The 21,514-nt window shown below is 38.9% G+C and carries 20 protein-coding genes and 1 riboswitch; of the genes, 2 read left to right on the forward strand and 18 right to left on the reverse strand.

What is annotated here, in order from left to right; genetic code table 11:
• Positions 1-39: 39 nt before the first annotated feature.
• The 8 genes from LMF89_RS09870 to ribB all read right to left on the reverse strand — a co-directional run bounded on the left by LMF89_RS09870 (position 40) and on the right by ribB (position 6,634).
• Positions 40-591 carry a CBO0543 family protein gene (locus LMF89_RS09870; protein ID WP_229534907.1) on the reverse strand — a complete coding sequence of 184 codons (552 nt, stop codon included), beginning with the start codon at positions 589-591 and terminating at the stop codon, positions 40-42.
• A gap of 204 nt (positions 592-795) precedes the next feature.
• Complete coding sequence (locus LMF89_RS09875) at positions 796-1,194, reverse strand: nucleotidyltransferase substrate binding protein (protein ID WP_229534908.1); 399 nt, start codon at positions 1,192-1,194, stop codon at positions 796-798.
• Positions 1,181-1,480 (reverse strand): nucleotidyltransferase family protein, encoded by a 300-nt coding sequence (locus LMF89_RS09880; RefSeq protein ID WP_229534909.1) that lies wholly within the window; start codon positions 1,478-1,480, stop codon positions 1,181-1,183. The genes LMF89_RS09875 and LMF89_RS09880 overlap by 14 nt, the downstream gene beginning before the upstream one ends.
• A 307-nt stretch (positions 1,481-1,787) precedes the next feature.
• Positions 1,788-3,608: a DNA/RNA non-specific endonuclease gene (locus tag LMF89_RS09885; protein ID WP_229534910.1), complete on the reverse strand. Its 1,821-nt coding sequence runs from the start codon at positions 3,606-3,608 to the stop codon at positions 1,788-1,790.
• Positions 3,609-3,982: 374 nt separating this feature from the next.
• Positions 3,983-4,282: a zinc-ribbon domain containing protein gene (locus LMF89_RS09890; RefSeq protein ID WP_007952459.1), complete on the reverse strand. Its 300-nt coding sequence runs from the start codon at positions 4,280-4,282 to the stop codon at positions 3,983-3,985.
• A gap of 306 nt (positions 4,283-4,588) precedes the next feature.
• Positions 4,589-5,218 carry an HAD-IA family hydrolase gene (locus tag LMF89_RS09895; protein ID WP_229534911.1) on the reverse strand — a complete coding sequence of 210 codons (630 nt, stop codon included), beginning with the start codon at positions 5,216-5,218 and terminating at the stop codon, positions 4,589-4,591.
• A gap of 375 nt (positions 5,219-5,593) precedes the next feature.
• Positions 5,594-5,764, reverse strand: a complete 171-nt coding sequence (locus LMF89_RS09900) for a hypothetical protein (RefSeq protein ID WP_229534912.1) — start codon at positions 5,762-5,764, stop codon at positions 5,594-5,596.
• Between the two features lie 225 nt (positions 5,765-5,989).
• Positions 5,990-6,634, reverse strand: a complete 645-nt coding sequence (ribB, locus tag LMF89_RS09905) for a 3,4-dihydroxy-2-butanone-4-phosphate synthase (RefSeq protein ID WP_229534913.1) — start codon at positions 6,632-6,634, stop codon at positions 5,990-5,992.
• Positions 6,635-6,758: 124 nt separating this feature from the next.
• Positions 6,759-6,904, reverse strand: a riboswitch (FMN riboswitch).
• A 436-nt stretch (positions 6,905-7,340) separates the two neighbouring features.
• Between ribB and LMF89_RS09910 the strand changes: the two genes are divergently transcribed.
• A complete protein-coding gene (locus LMF89_RS09910; RefSeq protein ID WP_229534914.1) occupies positions 7,341-7,616 on the forward strand; it encodes a hypothetical protein in 276 nt (91 codons plus the stop codon).
• Between the two features lie 96 nt (positions 7,617-7,712).
• Here LMF89_RS09910 and LMF89_RS09915 read toward each other — a convergent pair whose 3' ends face one another.
• The 6 genes from LMF89_RS09915 to LMF89_RS09940 all read right to left on the reverse strand — a co-directional run bounded on the left by LMF89_RS09915 (position 7,713) and on the right by LMF89_RS09940 (position 17,230).
• Complete coding sequence (locus LMF89_RS09915; protein WP_229534915.1) at positions 7,713-8,129, reverse strand: cupin domain-containing protein; 417 nt, start codon at positions 8,127-8,129, stop codon at positions 7,713-7,715.
• A gap of 27 nt (positions 8,130-8,156) precedes the next feature.
• Positions 8,157-9,116, reverse strand: a complete 960-nt coding sequence (gene pfkA, locus LMF89_RS09920) for a 6-phosphofructokinase (RefSeq protein WP_229534916.1) — start codon at positions 9,114-9,116, stop codon at positions 8,157-8,159.
• A 46-nt stretch (positions 9,117-9,162) separates the two neighbouring features.
• Positions 9,163-11,160 carry a transketolase gene (gene tkt / locus LMF89_RS09925; protein WP_229534917.1) on the reverse strand — a complete coding sequence of 666 codons (1,998 nt, stop codon included), beginning with the start codon at positions 11,158-11,160 and terminating at the stop codon, positions 9,163-9,165.
• Positions 11,161-11,472: 312 nt separating this feature from the next.
• A complete protein-coding gene (locus LMF89_RS09930) occupies positions 11,473-13,662 on the reverse strand; it encodes a peptidase domain-containing ABC transporter (RefSeq protein ID WP_229534918.1) in 2,190 nt (729 codons plus the stop codon).
• 3 nt (positions 13,663-13,665) lie between these two features.
• A complete protein-coding gene (locus LMF89_RS09935; protein WP_229534919.1) occupies positions 13,666-15,084 on the reverse strand; it encodes an HlyD family type I secretion periplasmic adaptor subunit in 1,419 nt (472 codons plus the stop codon).
• Positions 15,077-17,230: a peptidase domain-containing ABC transporter gene (locus tag LMF89_RS09940; protein WP_229534920.1), complete on the reverse strand. Its 2,154-nt coding sequence runs from the start codon at positions 17,228-17,230 to the stop codon at positions 15,077-15,079. The genes LMF89_RS09935 and LMF89_RS09940 overlap by 8 nt, the downstream gene beginning before the upstream one ends.
• 389 nt (positions 17,231-17,619) lie before the next feature.
• Here LMF89_RS09940 and LMF89_RS09945 point away from each other — a divergent pair, with 389 nt between their 5' ends.
• Positions 17,620-17,859 carry an Imm74 family immunity protein gene (locus tag LMF89_RS09945; protein WP_229534921.1) on the forward strand — a complete coding sequence of 80 codons (240 nt, stop codon included), beginning with the start codon at positions 17,620-17,622 and terminating at the stop codon, positions 17,857-17,859.
• A 13-nt stretch (positions 17,860-17,872) separates the two neighbouring features.
• Here LMF89_RS09945 and LMF89_RS09950 read toward each other — a convergent pair whose 3' ends face one another.
• The 4 genes from LMF89_RS09950 to citD form a co-directional block, all read right to left on the reverse strand.
• Positions 17,873-18,526, reverse strand: a complete 654-nt coding sequence (locus LMF89_RS09950; RefSeq protein WP_229534922.1) for a hypothetical protein — start codon at positions 18,524-18,526, stop codon at positions 17,873-17,875.
• A gap of 251 nt (positions 18,527-18,777) precedes the next feature.
• Positions 18,778-20,319, reverse strand: coding sequence for a citrate lyase subunit alpha (gene citF / locus LMF89_RS09955; protein WP_229534923.1), 1,542 nt, complete (start codon positions 20,317-20,319; stop codon positions 18,778-18,780).
• Positions 20,320-20,321: 2 nt separating this feature from the next.
• The gene (locus LMF89_RS09960; RefSeq protein ID WP_229534924.1) at positions 20,322-21,203 is read right to left on the reverse strand and encodes an aldolase/citrate lyase family protein; all 882 of its coding nucleotides are present in this window, start codon (positions 21,201-21,203) and stop codon (positions 20,322-20,324) included.
• 10 nt (positions 21,204-21,213) lie between these two features.
• Positions 21,214-21,486, reverse strand: coding sequence for a citrate lyase acyl carrier protein (gene citD / locus LMF89_RS09965; protein ID WP_229534925.1), 273 nt, complete (start codon positions 21,484-21,486; stop codon positions 21,214-21,216).
• Between the last annotated feature and the right edge of the window lie 28 nt (positions 21,487-21,514).

Here is a 21,514-nt window from a genome sequence, read left to right on the forward strand (position 1 = left end):
TCTAAATTTGAAAAAAACTCGTACCTAACTGGTTTCTCCTTATAGAGATTGGTTCTTTTTTATCAATCTCCCCATTACCCAGCGAAGAAATATGGCAAGGAAGAAGTATCCTGGAACAGAATATATGTGTTTCCATTGCATCATTTGATATATATCTAACCACATCAGAAGCGGTTCCGCACCAAAGGCAAATACAAATGCAAGGATAATATGAGCAATAATGAATGGCTGCCACTTTGGAAAATACTGATAAATAACCATATAGCTGACTGGCAATACCGCTATATCATAAACAATGAACACATCCAGCAAAGGGACAAGGTCGTATTTATATTCCCAAGCATCCGCTTCCACACCGATGGCATCGAGTAAACCGCTCAGTAACGTTACGAGTAGTCCGTAGGTTGTTATTTCGAAAAGTCTTCTGCGGTCAACAATTTTCCACCAGACTATATAGGGAATAATGGTTACGACCACTAATAACCACCACTGATAAGAAAAAACCACGTTATTAAACCAGAATTCACGGCCTGTTGCATCAGCTGCTGATTGCAGGTCATACATCTCTTCGAACATTGGTATCCGCTTCATTTTATCCCCCCATACCTTAGAAGGTTAAATTGTAAATAAATCTTCTGCTCATAGTCTCACCAATGAGTAACTAGATATGCACTGACCTCATCGTTTCCACCAGCAAAGCCCCTATGCTTATAATAAAAAACACACTATCTATGATGACAGCGCGTTTCTAAGTATCTCATAAATTCTGCTCTTATAAGCATTTAAACTCTCCACTCATATACCTATTCTCATTTTAATCTGTTCTTTCAATTGGCCAAGTTCACATACATATTCTTTGATAATTTTATTACATATTTCAATTGCTAATTGTTCATTGTAGATATGTGCAGTTGTGTTCCTATCACTTAACATTGCAAGCCACAATTCATCTTTTTCGATAAGTCCTGCGGAGAAAGCTTCACGAAGTACTGTTTTGGGAGAATTAAGACCTGTAAGTCCTTCCTCCTCAAAAATAGCTTTCAATGCTTTCCAAGCAAGCTCAAAGGTGAATTCAAAACGTTGAATTAATCCATCCCGTAACAAATCATTTGTCTGGTCAAATTTCATAATTCCATCATTTAGTCTGTTCAATGCATTCTTGTAGTTTTCAAATTTTTGCTTATAATCGCTCATATATAACCACACCTTCTTTTTTTATATTTTCTAATAATTTTATATCGGTATGATTATCTATAAATATTACATCTATTTTGAAAAGTGTTGCAAGATCGTCAATTTCACTGGAGAAATATCCTTTACTTTTAAATTCTGGCAAAGGGTACACTGCAAGATCAATATCGCTAGTTGACTTGTTGTCACCTCTTGCTCGAGAGCCAAAAAGAACAATTCGTTTGATTGCATACTCTCTGCCGATAGCTTGTATGGAACGAATGAGTGTATCATTCAGTGCACAATCCATTTATACGCCCTTCTCTCTCATTAAACCTTATTTTCACTATATTGTTGCCAATAAAACTTTATTAAAAACATCGACCAACGAATATTTCTTTGTTCAATAGTATATCATATAATCTTATGAAATTCATTACAGCTTATCCTCAGCCTGTAGAAGCTTCCATAGCTTCCGATAAACAGTAATTCGTACAAACCCATAGTATTTTACATTTCAACTTCGTTCATTGATTTTCCTTGTTTTATATTGTTTAACCAAAAATACAACGCCTGTTTTTTAGAGAGCGTTGTATTTCTGACAATATTGACCTTAATCAGATTCTAATATCTGAAGGAGTGTTGATAACATTAACGATTGCGGATTCAGTATCATCAGCAACCTCTGTAATACTCCTAAGAGGATCATGGTTCCGTAAATCACCAAAGTCAAGTCCCGTTAAAATTTCGATGTTACTGACAGCTACTTGGTACGTTTTGTAACTGCCAAATGCAAAATCCAAGTCTCTAATAAGGTTCTTTTGGGTTTGCAAATAGGCTGTTGCTGACATATTGCCATCCTCTTTAACCATTACCGCTATTTTCCAAAACTCGGCGGGAATTTTAACACCACGATATAGCATATCGTCCGTACGAAAGACCGGTCCAGTGAACACGGTCACTTTAAGATCAAAAGTCTCAGCGTTTTTTAAAATATAGTTTTCTAAATCTAGCCATGTGAGTTGATTAAAGTTTTTATGTTGGGGAGAGCAATTCGTAAAATGAAAAGTATCTTCGTTGGCTTTTTTGGCAAGCTTTCCCCATATTGGATCCAGTCTACGGACAAGATGCCCCCGGTCAATATCATTGTTGTCATACAATTCAGGACCACATTGATATTTGCGGTCAATACGAGGATCAAAGTACCATTTCTTTGGACGCTGAATATTAATGAGCTGTTGTCCATTAATATTTACTGCTGTATAATACGCTAAGCGACGCGATTTACTCATAACAATCGAAAAATGGGTATAATCTAGTACTGTTGTACCATTCTTTAGCAGGGCAATATCCTGCTTTAGATCAGATCGCAACTCAGGGAGAGGTACTGCATAATGGTTGCCGAGAAAGGCAGTGTTATAACCAGTTGATCTTTCGTACCAGTCAATAGCTAAGTTCCCTATTATCATTTGACTTCTTTCAATGTACGGTAACCCAGAACTAGCAAAGAGACTATCAAGTAGTACTTGCTGCTCTTCATGTAGTGTGGGTCGCAGCAGGGTAATACACTCCATAATACTACTGATACGAATGCCTTCATTAGCAATGTATTTGGTACTGTCATCGGGGTCAGGAACGCCTGTATGATGAAGAGCAATGGTCACCCACTCATCATTAAACACCGGAGAACCCGACGAACCTGGCATAGTGTCTGTTGTATAGTTGATAAAGTCGTCAAATATATCGGTGATTCTATTCTCTCTAATCGCAACTACTTTGGGTGCTCCTGAAGGATGCTGGATGCTTGAGACATATTCACCTAAGAGTGCTTTTCCTGATTCCATGTACAGTGGTAAGAATCCAAATTCGCTTAATTTCGTTCCGTCAGCAGAGTCAGTCTCTAATGCGACTAATGTGAAATCAAGTTTCACATCCGTTATAAACAAACGTTCCGGTACAAAACGGAAGCTTTTGATCTGACGCGGCATTAAGTTGAGATCAACCTCGCAGTTAAATTGGGCGAGGCTAGAACGTGCTACGCTTGCGCTGTCTAAGACGTGATGATTGGTAAGCAGCAAAGAAGGCGCAACGAGAAATCCTGTACCATGCCCGAGTACCCTACCTATAGAATCACGTATTTCAATTCTACACACGGACTTACCAGCTTTCAACCCCGCTTCCAGATACGAAATGGGAAATAGGTCACTTTCACCGATGATCCGCTTCATAGACAAGCCATCTCGAGGATTGATGAGTGTTTTGCGAATCGCAACTCGGTAAGATGTATCTACCTCGAGAGGGCTTTGGGTTGAAAGTTTACTAGCAATATGCTCTCGTTCACTCCTTCGATCTATGTAGCGTTTCAGTGAATTTTGCTCTTGCCTATCTACAAGGCTCTTATTCAATCTAGGAAAATCTTGATATGATATGACTGACAATGGTTAGACCTCCTTTCATCTGCCAAAAGTAAAGGAACAGGTTTAATAATATTATTAGAAAATTAAAGAGATAATGAATTTTTTCTTCAAGGAAATACATATTCCCATATTTTAGCATTTGTCATAGTAAGATAAAACTCCTGCTAAATGAATCACAAATTTAACAGTAACAGGAGTTTTGTTGATTTAATAATCGAATGCAATGGCTACTAAAGAAAATATTATAGTTGAAAAACTACTCACATTATATGGTGAGTAGTTTTTTTGGGATTGCATATCAAACCGTCTGTTTGCTCCATTTGCTATATTTTCCATCAGACTAAAAAAACTGCCCACCATGAGGCAGACAGTTAAATCAGAGATCGGTTACTTCGTTATCGATGGTTGATTTTGCTAAAACAGTCTCTGCAATACACTGGACGATCTCCGCTTGGGCGAAAAGGTACTTGAGTGGTTATACCGCACTCTGCACAAATAGCCTCATGCATTTCACGCTGTTGATAGTTATTACCTCGACCGCCGCTATTATGGGCTTGTTTGCGGGCAGCTCTGCATTCAGGGCAGCGTCCAGGTTCGTTAGTAAACCCTTTTTCGGCAAAGAAATCTTGTTCTGATGCTGAAAAAACAAATTGAACACCACAATCCTTGCATGTTAATGTTTTGTCTTGATTCATATTATTAGCCTCCTCGAACATATAAGAAAGCAACGAGCTACTATGTAATAAGGATCATAATGATTGATATAAAGATTATAATCGAAATCTAATTACTCATTGCTTCCCTTGTAAATAACAACATTTCTGGAATAAGAATGTTATTAATTACAGTGTAGTACTAATTTTTTTTCATGTCAAGCCTGAGCTAAAAGAGAATGGATCTGGGGCACCTCGCTTTGCTATTAAACACAATTCATCTTTTATTAACAATGCAGCAGTTACAGTTCTCATCTTTATACTCCTATGCGTACTTCTTTTAAGCTCCTAAATCGACTGCGAAATACTTAAAATTTCATGGGGTTTATGAACTATATAGTTTGGATGTTCCTTCTTCGCATTATCAATCTGATCGTATCCCCAACTTACCCAAATCACCTTAACACCACTTTTTTTGCCCGCAATAATGTCTCTAACTTCGTCTCCAACATAAATCGCTTCGGAATCTTTCAGTTTGTGCGTTTTTAAAAATCTTTTAATATCTTCATTCTTTCCAAACATATTGTTAGAACAAATAATTTCATTAATAAAGTCAATCTGATTATGCTTAAGACATTCTCTTATATTCTGCTCCGAATTTGTTGAGACAATTGCTAGCTGAAAGCCACACGCATTTAATTCTTCCAATAATTCCTTAATTCCATCAAACAAAATAAGATCCTTTATGGAGTACTTATATAGTTTGTAAATGTCCAACGCTAGAAGTGGAAATTTATATAATTTAAAATCAAGAAATTTAGACCTTTCCGTAATAGATAGTCTTTTTATATGTGCAATATCCTTTTGCTCTATCTTCTTTGCTTCATACTTGCTTGCAAGCTGGTTATACACTTCGATAACGATATTTAGTGAATCTACCAAAGTACCATCAAAGTCAAATAGTACGTACCTTACCATAACAATACGTGTCCTCCTTTTAAATTGTTTACCTAATTGATATTCACTACTATGTCAAATCAAAACAGAAGATACTAATGATTTAATATGCAGATTCCCTATACCTGCGGTTCAATTCGTTTTAATTCTTCTGGTATTTTCTATTTCACCTTCTTTCACTGCTTTTCCTTGTTTTATATTATTTAGCCAAAAACTACAACGCCTATAGTAGAGCGAGTTATAGCCGACCTATAAAACAGAGAGAACGTCCCTGTCAAAATGTCTAGGAACGCTCTCTCTTTCTTTGCGGTTAACTGGCGCAATATGCTAGAAAGTCAACGCTACAATTACGGTGAAAGACAGCCATCCTGCAAACAGAGCTCCGGGGGCAAAAGGTCAGCTACTAGTTGTATGATTGTCCATTTCCTCATTTGCAACTCCGTTTTGGCTATTGATTTCCTGCTGCTCAGCTGGCGCATCCTCAGCCTCTGACTCAGCAGCCAATAACATCATTAATTCAGCTTCGGACACAGTGGAAAACATGCCAGAAATCAATTTTTCTCTCATGCTTCAAACCTCCCTTGCTGTGCTTATGCTACCAGTTTACCGCATGATTAGTTATTGACCTGTGGCGAAATTCTTATGCACTGCATTTTCAGGAAATCTTGTCTCTAGCTTCTAATTAACACTTTTAAACTACCTAATTTTTCCTACAAAACTCCTCTTACTGCAATTTATTATAACTAATAAAAGGTAGAAGCAACAAAACCGTCGCTTCTACCTTGCTGTATTTTATATTCCCCTGTTCTTGCGATAAGCAATTATATCTTCAACCGTAATTACCGGCATATGATTTTTCTCTGCAAATGCTACTATTTCAGGCATACGTGCCATTGTACCATCAGGATTTGTTAGTTCACATAATACACCATAAGGTTTTAATCCTGCAATGCGCATTAAATCAACATTGGATTCGGTATGTCCTGCTCTTTCCAAAACGCCGCCTTGCTTGGCCTTTAATGGGAAAACATGACCTGGCCGCCGAAGGCAATCAGGTCTTATAGGATCAGCAATCGCCGCTTTCACCGTGGCCACACGGTCAGCAGCAGAAACACCTGTAGTAACTCCGGCTGCCGCTTCAATTGAAATGGTAAAAGGGGTTTCAAAGCTACTGGTATTTACATCTACCATCATGGGCAATTCTAATGCCTGTACTCTTTCTTCCGTCAAGCACAAGCAAACAATTCCGCTTCCCTCACGAATAAGCATAGCCATTTGTTCATTGGTTAAAGATTCTGCTGCAAAGAAAATATCGCCTTCATTTTCCCGCTCTTCATCATCAGTAACCAAGACCCCCTGACCATTTCGCAATGCGTGTAATGCGGCTTCCACCCGCTCCATAGGATTTCCAAATCGAGTTAGTAATGTTTGATTCACAGTATACTCCTCCTAATGATTTTAGTCGGACTTACTAGAATCAGGGCACAGATGGACAGACAGCTCAACACAGACATAAAACAGCATTAACCCACATTTTAGAATAAACTTTTTTAGCTGACTGCCTTATCCTCTTCCATCCGGACTATACCGTCGGCACTGGTTTCTCACCAGTTCTGCTGACCTCTTTTTCTAAAAGAGCGCTCGCGGGCTCCTCAGTACAACTGAGATACCGCCGATGGGGAATTTCACCCCGCCCTGAGAATAAGTCGATACTTATAAGTATACTTGTGATTTTATATTTGTCAAGGAATTCCATTCCTCTGCTCCTAACAGTTCAATCCTACCCTTTTCTTGCACGCAAAAAAAGAAACTGAGGTTTTTGAGTGAGGCGTTCATAAGCTTGAGGATGTATTTCGGTGAATAAGGAACTCGCACTGGAGAGATACTAGGTGTATGTCGATGATGGGAGGGCTAGTTGTCTCTTGCTGGAATCGGAGCATTTACAACGACGCTGGCACATTTAATTTTCGATTATATCTGTCAAATGTGGCAGGAGAGCATATTCGTCCGCAGCAGTTAAACCGCTAGATCAGAATTTACCCCATTTGGAATTGGTTGCCAATCGTCATTATTTTGTCACATTTATATACTATTCTAAAGATAGTATTTCAAGTAAATTCCAAAAGAAAGGAGTTTATCATAAATGCAACCAATCATTAAAGTATCTCCCATACGAAAAATGGGTGCTGCCTATCTTCAAATATCGCAGCAAAATCAAATGACTAACATACAAAAAAGCAGCAAATACAATAAACGTAATTTTGGCTCAAAAATTACACGACAAAAAGCAGATGTTGTTGAAATTAGTGATCAAGGTTTACGCGCATTACAGCAGCAGGAATACTTAGCCTCTCCTGCGCAAAGCAGTACCGCTCCCTTGTCATATGCTTCACGTTTAATCGCAAATTACGAAAAATAGGATTCTGCCAGGGAACGCAAAAAACCGAACGACTTGCAAGAACTCAACAGAGAACTTGCAGATCGTTCGGTTTTTATTGCATGGTAGTATTATTTTTTAAAAGCTGCTATACCACTCATCTAAGCTTCCGTTATCCTCAACGGTAACTTTATCATTACCCGAAGGATATTTAAAAAACAATAATTTAAGCCCCGCTTTTGACTTTTGTGCATAGGTAATTCCTTGATGAATTAAATAAAAATCTCCTTGTTTAACAAAGGTTTCTTCTCGCGTCTTTACGTTGATATACTTGCTTTCCCCTGCTAATACATAGATATACTCGGTTGTTGTTGTATGATAGTGCGGTTTTTCAATCGTATACTCTGTATATTCTGTAATGCCGGCTTCTACATGAGGATCTCGTAAATATTCCAGTTCTTGAGGCAAGGCTAATTCACCCACTAGATATTGTCGCTTTGAACTGCCTAGTGCTAATTGGATATTTTCACCGCTTATTACTTCGATTCTTTTCATCCTTCTCACCTTACCCTTACCGTCTTGCTAGATTGACAATATTTGAGATAAATTGTACATTTCTTGATCAAATACTTTTCTTTTCGTAAGCGCTTCCATAATATCTATGTTAATCAAGTGATTGTCTTTTATGCCAATGGCACGATTGGATTTCCCCTCAATCAATAGATTAACAGCCATAGCTCCCATTTTGCTTGCTAATATTCGATCAACAGCGGTGGGCACTCCGCCTCGCTGAAGATATCCAAGCACCGTAACTCTTGATTCAATACCAGCATTATTCAATATTTCTTTTTGTAACTCTGCAGCAGATCCTCTGCCTTCAGCCAACATAATAATATTATGAGCTTTCCCGCGCTTCCTGCCTTGCAGCATTTTCTCACAAATTTTCTTCACTTCATATTGTTCTTCTGGAACTAAGATACTTTCCGCCCCTCCAGCAAGACCTGCGTAAAGAGCGATATCCCCGCAGTGCCTTCCCATCACTTCAATAATGGTTACTTTCTCATGAGACATGGATGTATCTCTTATTTTGCTGATGGAATCGAGCACCGTATTAACTGCTGTATCAAAACCAATTGTATAATCGGTGTACGCTAAATCGTTATCAATGGTACCGGGAATTCCCATTACTTTGATATTGCCGCGACCAAGTTTATTAATTCCCTGGAAAGAACCATCTCCACCGATTACGATGAGGCCGTCAATTTCATTTTTCTCTAATATTTCAATTGCCTTATTGATGCCAGCTTCTGTTTTCATTTCTTCACATCTGGAAGTTTTAAGAATCGTTCCGCCTCGGTGAATGATATCGCCAACCGATGCTATATGCATTTCTTTTATTTCACCATGTAAGAGACCCGTATAACCTCTTTGGATTCCAACAACTTTGAGATCATGATAAATGCTTGTTCTTACTATGGCTCGAATGGCTGCATTCATGCCTGGGGCATCCCCGCCGCTGGTTAACACTCCTATCTTCTTCATGAATCCGATCTCCTTTTTTAACACTACAGTTCCTATTTCTTCTACGCTAGTTGCCTTTCAATACCTTCTTGGTTACTGCAACAACATTTTCTGTGGTGAAACCAAATTTATTAAATAATGTTTTCGCTGGCGCTGATGCCCCAAAACCTTTCATGGTTACATATGCACCATCAAGTCCAACATACTTGCCCCAACCAAAATCGCTGGCTGCTTCTACTGCGACTCTCCCTCTCACGGCTTTGGGCAGCACACTTTCTTTATATTCGTCTGACTGCTCCTCAAAAACATCTATAGAGGGCATACTTACGACTCTTACGTCAATATTTTCTTTAGCTAATTCTACTTTGGCATTCACAGCCAATTCCACTTCTGATCCGCTTGCTATAATAATTCCATCTGGCACTGCTTTATTGGAATCGGCCAGGACATATCCACCTTTTAATGCTTCTTTGCTTGCCCCTTTTAATTGTGGCAGATTTTGTCTTGATAAAACCAAAGCAGTCGGCGTTTTTGCCGTTGTAATGGCATAGTACCATGCAGCACATGTTTCTGTTGCATCTGCTGGTCTGAACACGGTAAAATTAGGCATTGCTCTCAGCATAGCTAATTGTTCAATTGGTTCATGGGTGGGACCATCTTCACCAACACCGATGCTGTCATGAGTCAAAACATATGTAACAGGCAATTCCATCAGCGATGCCAATCTTGCCATTGGTTTTACATAGTCACTAAATACAAAGAAAGTCCCAACAAAAGTTTTCAGTCCCCCATGTAAAGCAAGACCATTACCAATCGCTGCCATTCCAATCTCTCTTACACCATAGTGAATATTTCTGCCACTGTAATTTGATTTTGAAAAATCTCCGGCATCTTTCATATTTGTTTTATTGGAAGGTGCAAGATCGGCACTGCCGCCAATAAAGTTTGGCAATATATCTTTAATGCGATTGATCATAATTCCAGACAAGTTTCGTGTTGCATCTGCTTTGTCAGCGTAAGCCCAAAACTCTTCTTTATTTAGAAGATCTGTTAATGCATTATTATCGAAATATTGCTGCCAAAGAGTTTTCATCTCAGGGTATTTTTCACTATAGGCCAAAAACAGCCCATTCCAAGTTGTTTCGTCCTCTGCCTTTTTTTCTGCAATCTTTTTGTAATGATGGTAAACAGCATCAGGGACATAAAACGCATCTTGTTTTTCCCATCCGAGATTTTCTTTCAAAGCCGCAACATTTTCTACACCTAAGGGTTCGCCATGTGCACTTGCTTGGCATTGCTTTGCCGGGCAGCCATAGCCAATTTGTGTTTTTACTATGATAAATGAGGGTTTATTGGTTTCAGCCTTAGCCGCTTGAATTGCCTTTCCAATTCCCTCAAGATCATTTCCATCCTCTACTACGATGGTCTGGAAACCAAATGCCTGCATCCTTTTTTCTACATCTTCTGTGAAAGCAATGTCCGTGCTTCCTTCTATGGTAATGTTGTTGCTATCGTAAAATACAATCAGCTTACTTAGACCTAAGGTTCCTGCCAGTGAAAGTACTTCTGAGGTGATTCCTTCCATCATGCATCCATCACCGCCTAGTACATAGGTATAATGATCTACAATAGGAAATCCTTCTTTATTAAAGATGGAAGAAAGATGGGCTTCTGCCATTGCCATACCTACGGACATACCCATACCAGCGCCAAGTGGCCCGGTTGTAGCTTCCACTCCTATGGTATGACCATATTCTGGATGACCTGGAGTTAGCGAATCCTCTTGTCTAAATTGCGCGAGGTCTTCAATTGACAAATTACCATAGCCAAATAAATGTAATAGCGAATAGAGTAATGTAGATCCATGACCAGCTGATAAAACAAAGCGGTCTCGATTTACCCATTTCGGATTTTTAGGATTGTGTTTCATGTGATTTGCCCATAATTCATACGCCATGGCTGCGCAGCCAAGGGGCAGTCCAGGATGACCGGAATTCGCTTTTTGTACCGAATCTGCTGCTAGAATTCGAATTGCATTTACTGACATCTCATCAATTTTACCCATTTGTTTCTCTCCTTTTACATACCGTTTTTTTAGTAACTACTAGTTTTACAATAAAAGCTGATATGAATTTTCATATCAGCTTTTATTGTAACTCTTAATCGATAAATATTCTACTTATTATACATCGCATCTTGTTCTTTGCGAAGCTTATAAATCAGTGTTGTTTGATCTAATTCCACCATATCCAGAGTTAAAAGCTTACCTTTTTTCGCATCTTTTAACATGCGAGTCTTATTCGATACCAAACCGTAAGAAACATAGCCTTTAGCATCAGATTCTGCAGCACTGGCAATCGAGCCATACTATGTTGAGTTAATGACCACCTGTCGGGTGGTTTTTGCTCTCAATTTCCTGCAGTTTATACAATTCGTAATAACTGCCTTTTTGGGCTAGCAATTCAAGATGCGATCCTTGTTCAACGATCTTTCCCTGCTCCATTACGATAATGGTATCACAGTCACGTATTGTCGTCAGTCGATGAGCGATCATGATTAATGTTCGTCCTGCTGCCATTTGTCCGAGATTCGCTTTTATAATATTTTCTGATTCATTGTCTAGTGCACTGGTGGCCTCATCAAAAATAAGAATTCTAGGATCTGTAAGCAATGCCCGGGCAATGGCGATGCGTTGTTTTTGCCCTCCTGATAAGGTAGCACCTCGTTCACCCACAATCGTGTTATAACCATTGGGCATTTCATTGGCAAATTCATCTACTCCCGCAATCTGTGCGACCTTTTGTATTTCTTCCATACTAGCATCCAGTTTAGCTAATGCAATGTTATCTTTAATACTCCCATTGAACAGATAGGTTTCTTGCAGCACTACCCCTACCTGTCGTCTCAGCCAAGCGGGTTCGACTTGAGCCATATCCACACCATCAATTAGTATTCTGCCTGTTTCTGGTACATACAGTCTTTGAATGATTTTGGTCAAGGTACTTTTACCTGAGCCCGATCTGCCAACAATACCAATACTAACACCAGCCTCTATTTTCAGGTTGATTTGGCTAAGTATCTCATTTGTATCTTCCCGATACCGGAATGTGACTCGATCTAATACAATTTCTCCACGAATCGTTGATAGGGTGGTTCGGTTTGGATCAAAAACAGGTTCTGATTTTTCACTCATAATATCATCAAGTTGATTGATCGATACTCTTGTCTGTTGGAAATTCTGCCAAAGATCAACTAATCGCAGCACCGGAGAAACTACAAAACTGGAATACATTTGAAAAGCAATCAATTCTCCAACCGTTAGTCGATTCTCCATGACTTGATTGATGCCAACCCACAGTATGCCAATCATGCAAAGTTGCTGAATCAACGCTGCTGTGTTATGACCGATATTGTTTATATTCGCAGTGACAAAAACCGATTTAATATATCTTGATAACATTTCATCCCACTTTTGGATAAAATATTTTTCTACTGCCAAGGATTTTACGGTTTGAATGCCTGTAATGGCTTCTATCATAAAGGTTTGGTTTGCAGTCTCAAGCTTAAATTTCTCTTTCAATTTTCTTCGAAACAAAGGGGTCAAGATTAAATTAAGGATGATATAAAGCCCCAAAGCTACTAATGTAATTCCGGTGAGATAACCGCTATACGTAAACATGATGGCAAGATAGATTACTGAAAACGCACTGTCGAGAACCGCAGTGAAAGCAGAGCCGACAATAAACCCCCGTATCGTATCTAACTCTCGAATCCGAGATACAATCTCACCAACTTTATATTTTTCGAAAAACCGTATTGGCAATGCCATAACATGATGAAAGATTCTCGCACTAAGCGTAACATCAATTTTACTTACGTGATGATTAAACATACAACTTCTTAAACCATTAATCCATGCTTCAAAGATGCAAAGGATTATCATACCTACAATGAATATATTGAGGGTACTAAGACCGTGATGTACTAAAACCTTATTAATGATTACTTGGGTAAATAAAGGGCTCACAAGTCCGAACATCTGTAACACTAATGAAAGCAGCAGTATTTTACCAAAGGCTTTTTTGTACTGCATAATGATCGGGAGAAACCAGCCTAATCCAAATTTGGGCTCTTCTTTTTCGATATAGCTAGGCTGCTTCGCAATCAGAATGATTTTGCCACTCCATTGTTCTAAGAAAACACTTTCAGCGATACTTACTGGATGGTTCTTGTAAGGGTCAAAGACAATTGTGTTTTCATGATCTCGATTCAGTATAATTATGTAACAGCCATTTTTTAAGATCCCGATTGCAGGCAATGGGAATGATGCTTTACCTTTTTTATTACTGTAATCCGTAAAATGAGCTTTTAGCCCCATTTCTTTCGCTGTTCGGATGAGAGTTGTTAAATCCATCCCCTCATTGCCTATGATATGAGCACGACGTATTTGTTTTTCATTAGCTGCAATGCCAATCATTTGAGCTATCATTAGTAAGCATTTTAATGCTGAATCAACAAAAATGTTTTCTTGCAGCTTCACTTCTTCTTGCATTTTTTGTTTAGCCATATCTTATCTCTCTCTCAAAGATTCGCTTTGGTATTTTTTAAAGGGTTCTAAGAAAAATTCATAGATTTGCTTTTGCCGCGTTTTAATTTCAGCATTGACCACCATGCCACTATTGAAACGCGTTTCTTGGTTGTTCACAACCACATAGTCTCTATCCATTTGCAAAATTACTCGATATACATTGCCCTTTTCCCGGTCTTCTACTGCATTCGGGCTAATCGTAAGGACAACAGCAGGCACCGTGCCATATTTTTGAAAATTAAAGGATTCTATCTTAACCTCGGCAGACTGTCCCTTCTGTATGAATCCAATATCTTTATTTGCCACCCAGGCCTCAACTTCTAAGCTGACTTTATCAGGCACTACCTCCAGCAGTACTTGCGCAGGCGTCACAATGCCTCCAATTGTATGCACTGCTAAATTGCTTATGTATCCGTCATCTGGCGCCACAATAGTTGCTAAACGATTCTTTTCTTCTGCCTTTTTCACTGCTTCATTGCAATAGAAAAGTTTTTGTCTTGCCTCAACCAGCTTTGTATCAACTTCCACATTTTTTTCTGCTACAACCCGCGCTAAAGATGCCTGGCTTTTCGATAATAAGGATTCTTGTGCCTTGATTATCGATTCTTGTTCTGCCAAATTCTGCTCAACTTCTTCTCGTTTACTTTGCTGGTCTATTAAGGTAAATTTTGATATCGCATTTTCATTTACTAATTGTTCTAATTTACTCTCTTTTTCTTTAGCAAGCTGATGCAACTTTGTTAGTTTATTCTTCTCCACTTGAGCACTTCGCAAATTTTGTTGATATTGCTGCATCGTATGCCGAGCCTCTTCGATTCTTGTCTGATATGCAAAATTACGACTGTTATAGAGATTGATTTGCGTTTGTATATCTTTTTCATCTGCTTCGGGTATTGTATGGGGCAGAAAGGATCGATTTTCTTTTTCGGCGATCAAGCGCTCTACTTCAAGATTGGCATAAATAGCTTCCCTTTTCACTTTAGCTAAATCATCTGCAGAATATGTAGTATCTAATTCTAATAACAAATCTCCTTTTTGTACTTTTTGTCCATCTACAACATAAATCTTTTTAATGATCCCCTTATCTTCGGCTTGAAGTATTCTAACATAGCCATTAGGAATAATTTTTCCTGGCGCTATAGCAACTTCGTTTACACTGCCAAATGTCACCCACAGCAATCCAATAACTGCTAAGATGAAAAATGTCCATAATACAGTTCTACTGCCATAGGATGGCGGCGATTCAACGATTTCCAAAGCTGCAGGTAAAAATTCAGCTTCTTTACTTTGAAACTTTTCGATGTTCTTAATTTTTACTCTTTCATAAAATCCCTTTATCTTTTCTGGAAGAATCTTTAATTCTTCATTCTTCTTTATATATCCATACATTTTATTAAACATGGCTGTCTCCTTGCTGTTGATAGAGATTATAATACGCGCCTCTGTCCTTTATAAGTTTGTCATGTGTCCCTTGTTCTATAATTTGACCTCGCTCCATGACAATGATTGCGTCACACTCTTTGACATTTGCCAGACGGTGGGCAACGATGATCATCGTACGTCCAGCTGCGATCTGTGCAAGATTTCCCATGATGATCCGCTCTGAATGATAATCTAACGCACTGGTAGCTTCATCAAATATTACAATCTTAGGATTGGAAATTAATGCTCGGGCAATTGCAATTCGCTGGCGCTGACCACCAGATAATGCAGCACCCCGTTCTCCGACAATCGTATCATATCCTTCGGGAAGTTCGAGAATAAAATCGTGAGCACCTGCAAGCTTAGCGATCTGAGTGATCTCTTCCATGCTTGCACCTTGACGGGCAAGAGCTATATTGTCCCGTACACTGCCATTGAACAGATAGTTATCTTGCAGCACTACACCAATCTGCTGTCTTAACCAAGCTGGATCAGCTTGGGCTATATCCACATCATCAATCAAAACCCGACCTGCTTCAGGAATATATAATCGTTGAATGATTTTGGTTAAGGTACTTTTCCCGGAACCCGATCGTCCTACGATACCTATCTTCATGCCTGGTTTTATGTGTAGATTAATTTTTCGCAGCACTTCATCATTCTCAATGTAGTACCTAAAGGTTATATTTTCAAGTTTTATTTCGCCTTTGATCTCTGATAATCGAATTGCATCAGGTAAAGAGGTTGGTTCTGGTACTGCATTTAATATATCTCCGATTCTTGTAACAGCGAGCTTTGTCTGTTGAAAGGATTGCCACATTCCTACTATGCGCAATAAAGGTGCACCAGCCTGATTCGCCATCATTTGGAAAGCAATAAACTGGCCAATTGTTACTGCTCCATCAATTACCATAAATCCGCCAAACCAGATCAGTAAGTAGGCAACTAGTTTTTGTGTAAGGCTTCCCCCATTATTTAATACAACGCTGAACTGTGCTTTATCCAAATTGGTACTAACGCTTTTGGCTAATAATCTTTCCCATTTAAAATTGAATTGCGGCTCCACTGCCAGAGACTTTACAGTATGAATGCCCGTTATCGCTTCAACAACAAAAGCATTGTTTTCTGCACTGGCATTCCAAGAATCTTGCAGTCTTTTTTGATACATTGGCGTTCCTACTATATTGATTGCCAATTGAATGGGTATGGCTGCAATAGCGATTAAGGTCAAAGGTGCACTATAATAAAACATTACAGCAAAGAATATGACGGAAAAACCCAAGTCAATCAGCACCGTCATGGCGGTACCAGTTAAAAATTCGCGAATATTATTTAAAGCAGACACTCTCATCAGAGTATCCCCAACTCGCCTTTTTTCAAAGAATTGTATAGGTAGATGCATCAAAAGCCGGAACATTCTAGTACCTAAGATTACATCAATTTTATTTGTGGTATGGGTAAATAAATATGTCCTTATCAGGTTCATTACGGTCTGGAATAGGACTACAAACACCATCCCCACGACGAGTATATTTAAAGTGACTGTTCCATGATTAACAATTACTTTGTCAATGATTACCTGTGTGCATAAAGGCACTACTAGTCCAAATAATTGAAAAAAGAATGCGGCTCCCAAAATTTCTATGAAGTAACGCTTATATCGGACTACAACAGGTATAAACCAAATTAAATTAAATTGTCTACTGATGTCCTTTAAATTAAAGGAGCGCTTACATATAATAGCTTGACCCGTCCAACTAAGAAGAAATTCTTCTAAGGGCATTACAATGGAATGTCCATGCCTTGGAGAAAACAGTGCTATTTTCTTTGCATTATGTTCCCCAATCACTATATAATCTCCGTTGTTCATAATCGCAATTGCAGGAACCGGAATGGCAGATAGTCCTCTTTTCCCTGATTTTACTACTTTTGCTTTCAGATTTATCTTTCTTGCAGCTTTTATTAAGTCCTTTGGTTCAAAGAGATCATCGCCAATCCCATATTCGTTTGTCAGTTTTTCTTCGTCAATTGGCATTCCAAAGCCTTTTGCTACCACTGCTAAACAAATTTTCCCGGTGTTCATATACGTTAAGGTTTCTTTTTCTGTAATTATTTTTTCTTCCATAGTACTCCTTTCTCTGGAATCAAAACATATCCTCTTTCCAACTTTTATTCATTCTCACTTATTTTGGGCGTTTTATTAAAATACGTTACACATACGTATAGATTTTGTCACATATTGAGTATCCTGGCAAGGCTTTCAAGCAACAAGAGGACTAAAGTAACATTTTATTTTCTATAAAAAAATTGCTACTCCCAGCACATTACTGAAAGGCAGCAATCTATTTTAAAGACACTATGATGCTCAGTAACGAATGTTCGCTAATCATAAGCTTGTCATAAATTTGTCATATTTTTCTTATATTATAACAACAGAACACCATAATTGGAAGAATCTAAGAATCATAACAATAATCTCCAAATATAAAATAAATCGGTTAAAGAGGTGACAACATGAAAATAACAGCAACAAAATCGTATCTTAAAGTAGAGATCGCTGACAAAGAAACAATCATTCAAGGAAAAATGCTTACAGACGGATTCATTGCTTTTAGCGATACCATGAAGTATTGGGAACCGCCATATGAAGATATCAAAATTAAAGAGAATATAAAAACGGAACTTATAAACTGCCTAATGAAAGGAACTCAGAATTCTGATTTTAAAATCATCTTCACTAAAGAATCAAATTAGTACATTCTAATCCTTAATCACCAAGATCCGTCTTCTCACTCTTCTTAAGAGCCCCCCCTGCAGCGATATCGATTTGGATTTCATTACGATCATCATTTCGGTAAAAAACATTGCTTTGATCAGACTCTGCTATGTCTCCTTTGATACAACCATCTAACTGGATATTTCTGTAGGGACTATCCCAACCCCCAGATGAAATTTCTTCAATTTTTGTTACGATCTTATTATCGATATCAGCAATAACTTTCTCTACACTTTTCATTTCTGGTGATACATATTTATTATATAAATCAGTGACAACTTGCACTACCGATCCAACTATACTTCCACGTTCAAACCAACTTTGAACATTGCCAAATTCACGAGTATCACAGATTTCCTCTATTGAATCATTTACAAAATAGCGATTCACATTTCCTAAATAGACAGCACCTCCTGCAATCCCCCCTTTAGTATCAGTATTAATATCTAACATACTCCCAACTGATTCTATAGCAATTTCGCTTCCTAGGACTGCCTTGTAATCACCGCTAGGATTCTCTACACCAAAGCCACCATTAGAACTATTATTTAAGAGCTCTAATCCAAAACCGCCACTAAAGCTGCTATTGGAAGTTTCTGCTCCAAAACTTCTATTAGAGGTTTTTTCAGAACTATCATGACTCATTTATTATTACCCCCATTCATTTAGTTCTTTCTAAGAAATAAAATTCCTATCTATGTTATATTTACCATTAAATATAAAAATCCTGCAATTAATTTACAAAAACTGTAACTTAATTGCATTTTTTTTTTAGATAGAGTTTCACTTAATTTCAGATTTACACAAAAGACCGGATACTGCTGACAGTATTCGGTCTTTTGTTGCTGATTTTTTAATCCCTATCCCTCTTGCTTTTATATTTGAGACAATTCCACCTAGAATTTTGGGCGTCTAATTACATCAATAATGGTTCCATCCCGATATTCTACAACTCCGACAATCTCATCGCTGAGCTGAATCGCCTCTGGTTTACCACACAGTTTGTAGGCAATATCCTTAAGTTCATGTATGGACATGATGGGAAGGCCAGAATTTTTTACATTATCAATGATGTCTAATCTTTTCGGATTGATAGCAATTCCTCGTTCCGTAACAATAGCATCAACTGTTTCACCAGGTGTTACCACCGTATGAACGGCATCTTTAACCATGGGCAAACGACCACGGAGCAGCGGCGCTACCACAATGGTTAGTTTAGCACCAGCAGCCGTGTCGCAGTGACCGCCGGAAGCACCCATAATCACTCCGTTTGAATCGGTAATCACATTGACATTAAAATCAACGTCAACTTCTGTCGCACTTAATATAACTGCGTCAAGATTATTCACAATCGCTCCACTATTATGAGGGTTTGCATAATAAGACGCTGACATTTCTAAGTGATTACTATTTTTCTTGATGGAATCAATAGCGGGAATATCAAAACTCTGTACATCAAACATCATTTTGAATAAGCCTTCTTCCATCATTTCAGCAAAAACACCAGTCATGCCACCAACTCCAAAGCTGCCGGTTATTCCTCTTTCGAGCATCTTTGTCTTGATAAACCGACCGACAGCCATGGAAGCGCCACCGCTGCCAAGCTGCATGGAAAAATCTTGTTGCAAGTAACCCGAATAGTCCATCACATCGGCAGCATATTTCGCAATGAGCAATTCTTTAGGGTCTTTCGTATAGCGAAGAGCACCTGAAGCGATCCCAGCTGGATCACCAATACTGTCAACCACAACAATATAATCTACCTGGGTTTGAGGGATACTGATGGGAAACAGGGGATGAGGCATTAGATTATCGGTAATGGCTACAACTTGATCGGCATACGCTGCATCTTGTATGGCATATCCTAGAGAACCACAAGCAGACTGACCTTGAATTCCGTTAATATTTCCGTAGCGATCGCAGGCCGGAGCACCTAGGAAAGCCACATCAATGTGAATGGCTCCACTTTCAATGGCCTGAGCCCGACCGCCATGGGAACGGATATGCAATGGTTTTTTCAAATGGCCTTCTGTTAAGAACCGTCCCATTTTCCCTCTGGCGCCGCTTGTTTCGATTGCTGTAATTACACCCTGCTCGATATAAGGAATAAGTGCATCATTGACCGTGTTAAGTGAACTCGGGGAAAGGGTAATATCACGAATCCCCTTTTTCGCAATGGCTTCAACAACACGGTTTAAGATTCGATCTCCATTGCGAAAATGGTGATGAAAAGAAATGGTCATTCCGTCTTTAAGTCCTACTGCATCAATCGCAGTTTCAATGGAAGCTAATAGTTTATCCGCACGTGGTAAGCATGTACTTAAAGCTGCTCCGGCAGTCCGTCCTACAGGTTTACGGGCAAAGGCACCGCCAAAACCAGTCACCTTCCCTAGCCCAGGTATAAAGTCAGGAATTTCTCTTCCGATGGAATTTTTCATTTTTATTTGCCTCCTTTCCCAGCAGTGGCTTTAGCATAAGTCAAAGTACGTTCTGCCCGTGCTACAATCGGCAGATCAATCATTTTTCCGTTTAGTGAGATAACTCCCGATTTTTTCTCAAGAGCTTCTTGATAAGCAGCAAGAACTCTTTGGGCATGGTCAATTTCTTTAGCCGTAGGTGCAAAGAATTCATGAACAACACTGACTTGGCGAGGATTTACAACGGATTTACCATCAAAGCCCATTTCTTTAATGAGTTCGAGCTCCTTTTTAAATCCTTCTTCATCATTAATATCAGAGAAAACCGTATCAATACATTGGATACCAGCTTCCCGAGCCGCCAGTACCAATTGTCCCCTGGCCGCCAATAACTCCCGACCCAATTTACTGCGCGTGGTTTTTAAGTTGGCAATAAAATCCTCTGCCCCAATGGCTAATGCCACCATTCTTGGACTCGCTGATGCGATTTCATAGGCTAATCGTAAGCCTTTGGGAGTTTCAACAGCAGCCATCATTTTTATGGATCCTGAAGGAAATTTATTTTTTTGTTCTGCTTCGCTAATGAATTCATCAATTTGGCAAATTTCATCTGGTCCTTGGCACATCGGTAAACGAATGAGATCCGGTTTTGCTGGTAGGATTCGTTTTAGATCATCCCAGCCAAAGGGTGTGCTAATGTGATTGATCCTAACAGCTACTTCTGTACCATAATTGATTTCTGAGATGGCTTGAAATACAAGATTTCTTGCGGAATCTTTCTCAGTAATTGCTACGGCATCTTCACAGTCTAGAATGATTGTATCAGCGCCATAAATGCCGGCGTTTAGGAGCATTCCTGGATTGTTACCAGGAACAAACATCATGCTTCTTCTCAGCTTTTCCATTGTATCCTCCTCACTCTCCTGCTCTTTGTAATGCGGTTATTACCCGGGCCTTTATTGTACAATCTAATGCGCCTCTGTCGTTCGCATTTACCAGCACATCTTCAATTCCATGGTCAACAAGTGTTTTCGTTATTAAATTTCTGATATGCGCCCCATATTGCTGGATTGTAGGACTGACTAGCTCTACTCTTATTCCAGTTCCAGCATCTGCTGGTGCCAAGGTTATAAGGATATCGCTTGATTCTACCGTCCCTGCTTGGGCTAATTTAAGTAACTTACTCATAAATACCCCCCATTTCTGTTTGTTCATA

Source organism: Pelosinus baikalensis, assembly GCF_020819555.1.
GTDB classification, from domain to species: Bacteria; Bacillota; Negativicutes; order DSM-13327; family DSM-13327; genus Pelosinus; species Pelosinus baikalensis.

What these genes read in the sequence shown, in the direction of transcription:
- LMF89_RS09870 (WP_229534907.1), bottom strand. Translation starts at nt 591, where the DNA reads ATGAAGCGGATACCAATGTTCGAAGAGATGTATGACCTGCAATCAGCA.
- LMF89_RS09875 (WP_229534908.1), bottom strand. Translation starts at nt 1,194, where the DNA reads ATGAGCGATTATAAGCAAAAATTTGAAAACTACAAGAATGCATTGAAC.
- LMF89_RS09880 (WP_229534909.1), bottom strand. Translation starts at nt 1,480, where the DNA reads ATGGATTGTGCACTGAATGATACACTCATTCGTTCCATACAAGCTATC.
- LMF89_RS09890 (WP_007952459.1), bottom strand. Translation starts at nt 4,282, where the DNA reads ATGAATCAAGACAAAACATTAACATGCAAGGATTGTGGTGTTCAATTT.
- LMF89_RS09895 (WP_229534911.1), bottom strand. Translation starts at nt 5,218, where the DNA reads ATGGTAAGGTACGTACTATTTGACTTTGATGGTACTTTGGTAGATTCA.
- LMF89_RS09900 (WP_229534912.1), bottom strand. Translation starts at nt 5,764, where the DNA reads ATGAGAGAAAAATTGATTTCTGGCATGTTTTCCACTGTGTCCGAAGCT.
- LMF89_RS09910 (WP_229534914.1), top strand. Translation starts at nt 7,341, where the DNA reads ATGCAACCAATCATTAAAGTATCTCCCATACGAAAAATGGGTGCTGCC.
- LMF89_RS09915 (WP_229534915.1), bottom strand. Translation starts at nt 8,129, where the DNA reads ATGAAAAGAATCGAAGTAATAAGCGGTGAAAATATCCAATTAGCACTA.
- pfkA (WP_229534916.1), bottom strand. Translation starts at nt 9,116, where the DNA reads ATGAAGAAGATAGGAGTGTTAACCAGCGGCGGGGATGCCCCAGGCATG.
- tkt (WP_229534917.1), bottom strand. Translation starts at nt 11,160, where the DNA reads ATGGGTAAAATTGATGAGATGTCAGTAAATGCAATTCGAATTCTAGCA.
- LMF89_RS09930 (WP_229534918.1), bottom strand. Translation starts at nt 13,662, where the DNA reads ATGGCTAAACAAAAAATGCAAGAAGAAGTGAAGCTGCAAGAAAACATT.
- LMF89_RS09935 (WP_229534919.1), bottom strand. Translation starts at nt 15,084, where the DNA reads ATGTTTAATAAAATGTATGGATATATAAAGAAGAATGAAGAATTAAAG.
- LMF89_RS09940 (WP_229534920.1), bottom strand. Translation starts at nt 17,230, where the DNA reads ATGGAAGAAAAAATAATTACAGAAAAAGAAACCTTAACGTATATGAAC.
- LMF89_RS09945 (WP_229534921.1), top strand. Translation starts at nt 17,620, where the DNA reads ATGAAAATAACAGCAACAAAATCGTATCTTAAAGTAGAGATCGCTGAC.
- LMF89_RS09950 (WP_229534922.1), bottom strand. Translation starts at nt 18,526, where the DNA reads ATGAGTCATGATAGTTCTGAAAAAACCTCTAATAGAAGTTTTGGAGCA.
- citF (WP_229534923.1), bottom strand. Translation starts at nt 20,319, where the DNA reads ATGAAAAATTCCATCGGAAGAGAAATTCCTGACTTTATACCTGGGCTA.
- LMF89_RS09960 (WP_229534924.1), bottom strand. Translation starts at nt 21,203, where the DNA reads ATGGAAAAGCTGAGAAGAAGCATGATGTTTGTTCCTGGTAACAATCCA.
- citD (WP_229534925.1), bottom strand. Translation starts at nt 21,486, where the DNA reads ATGAGTAAGTTACTTAAATTAGCCCAAGCAGGGACGGTAGAATCAAGC.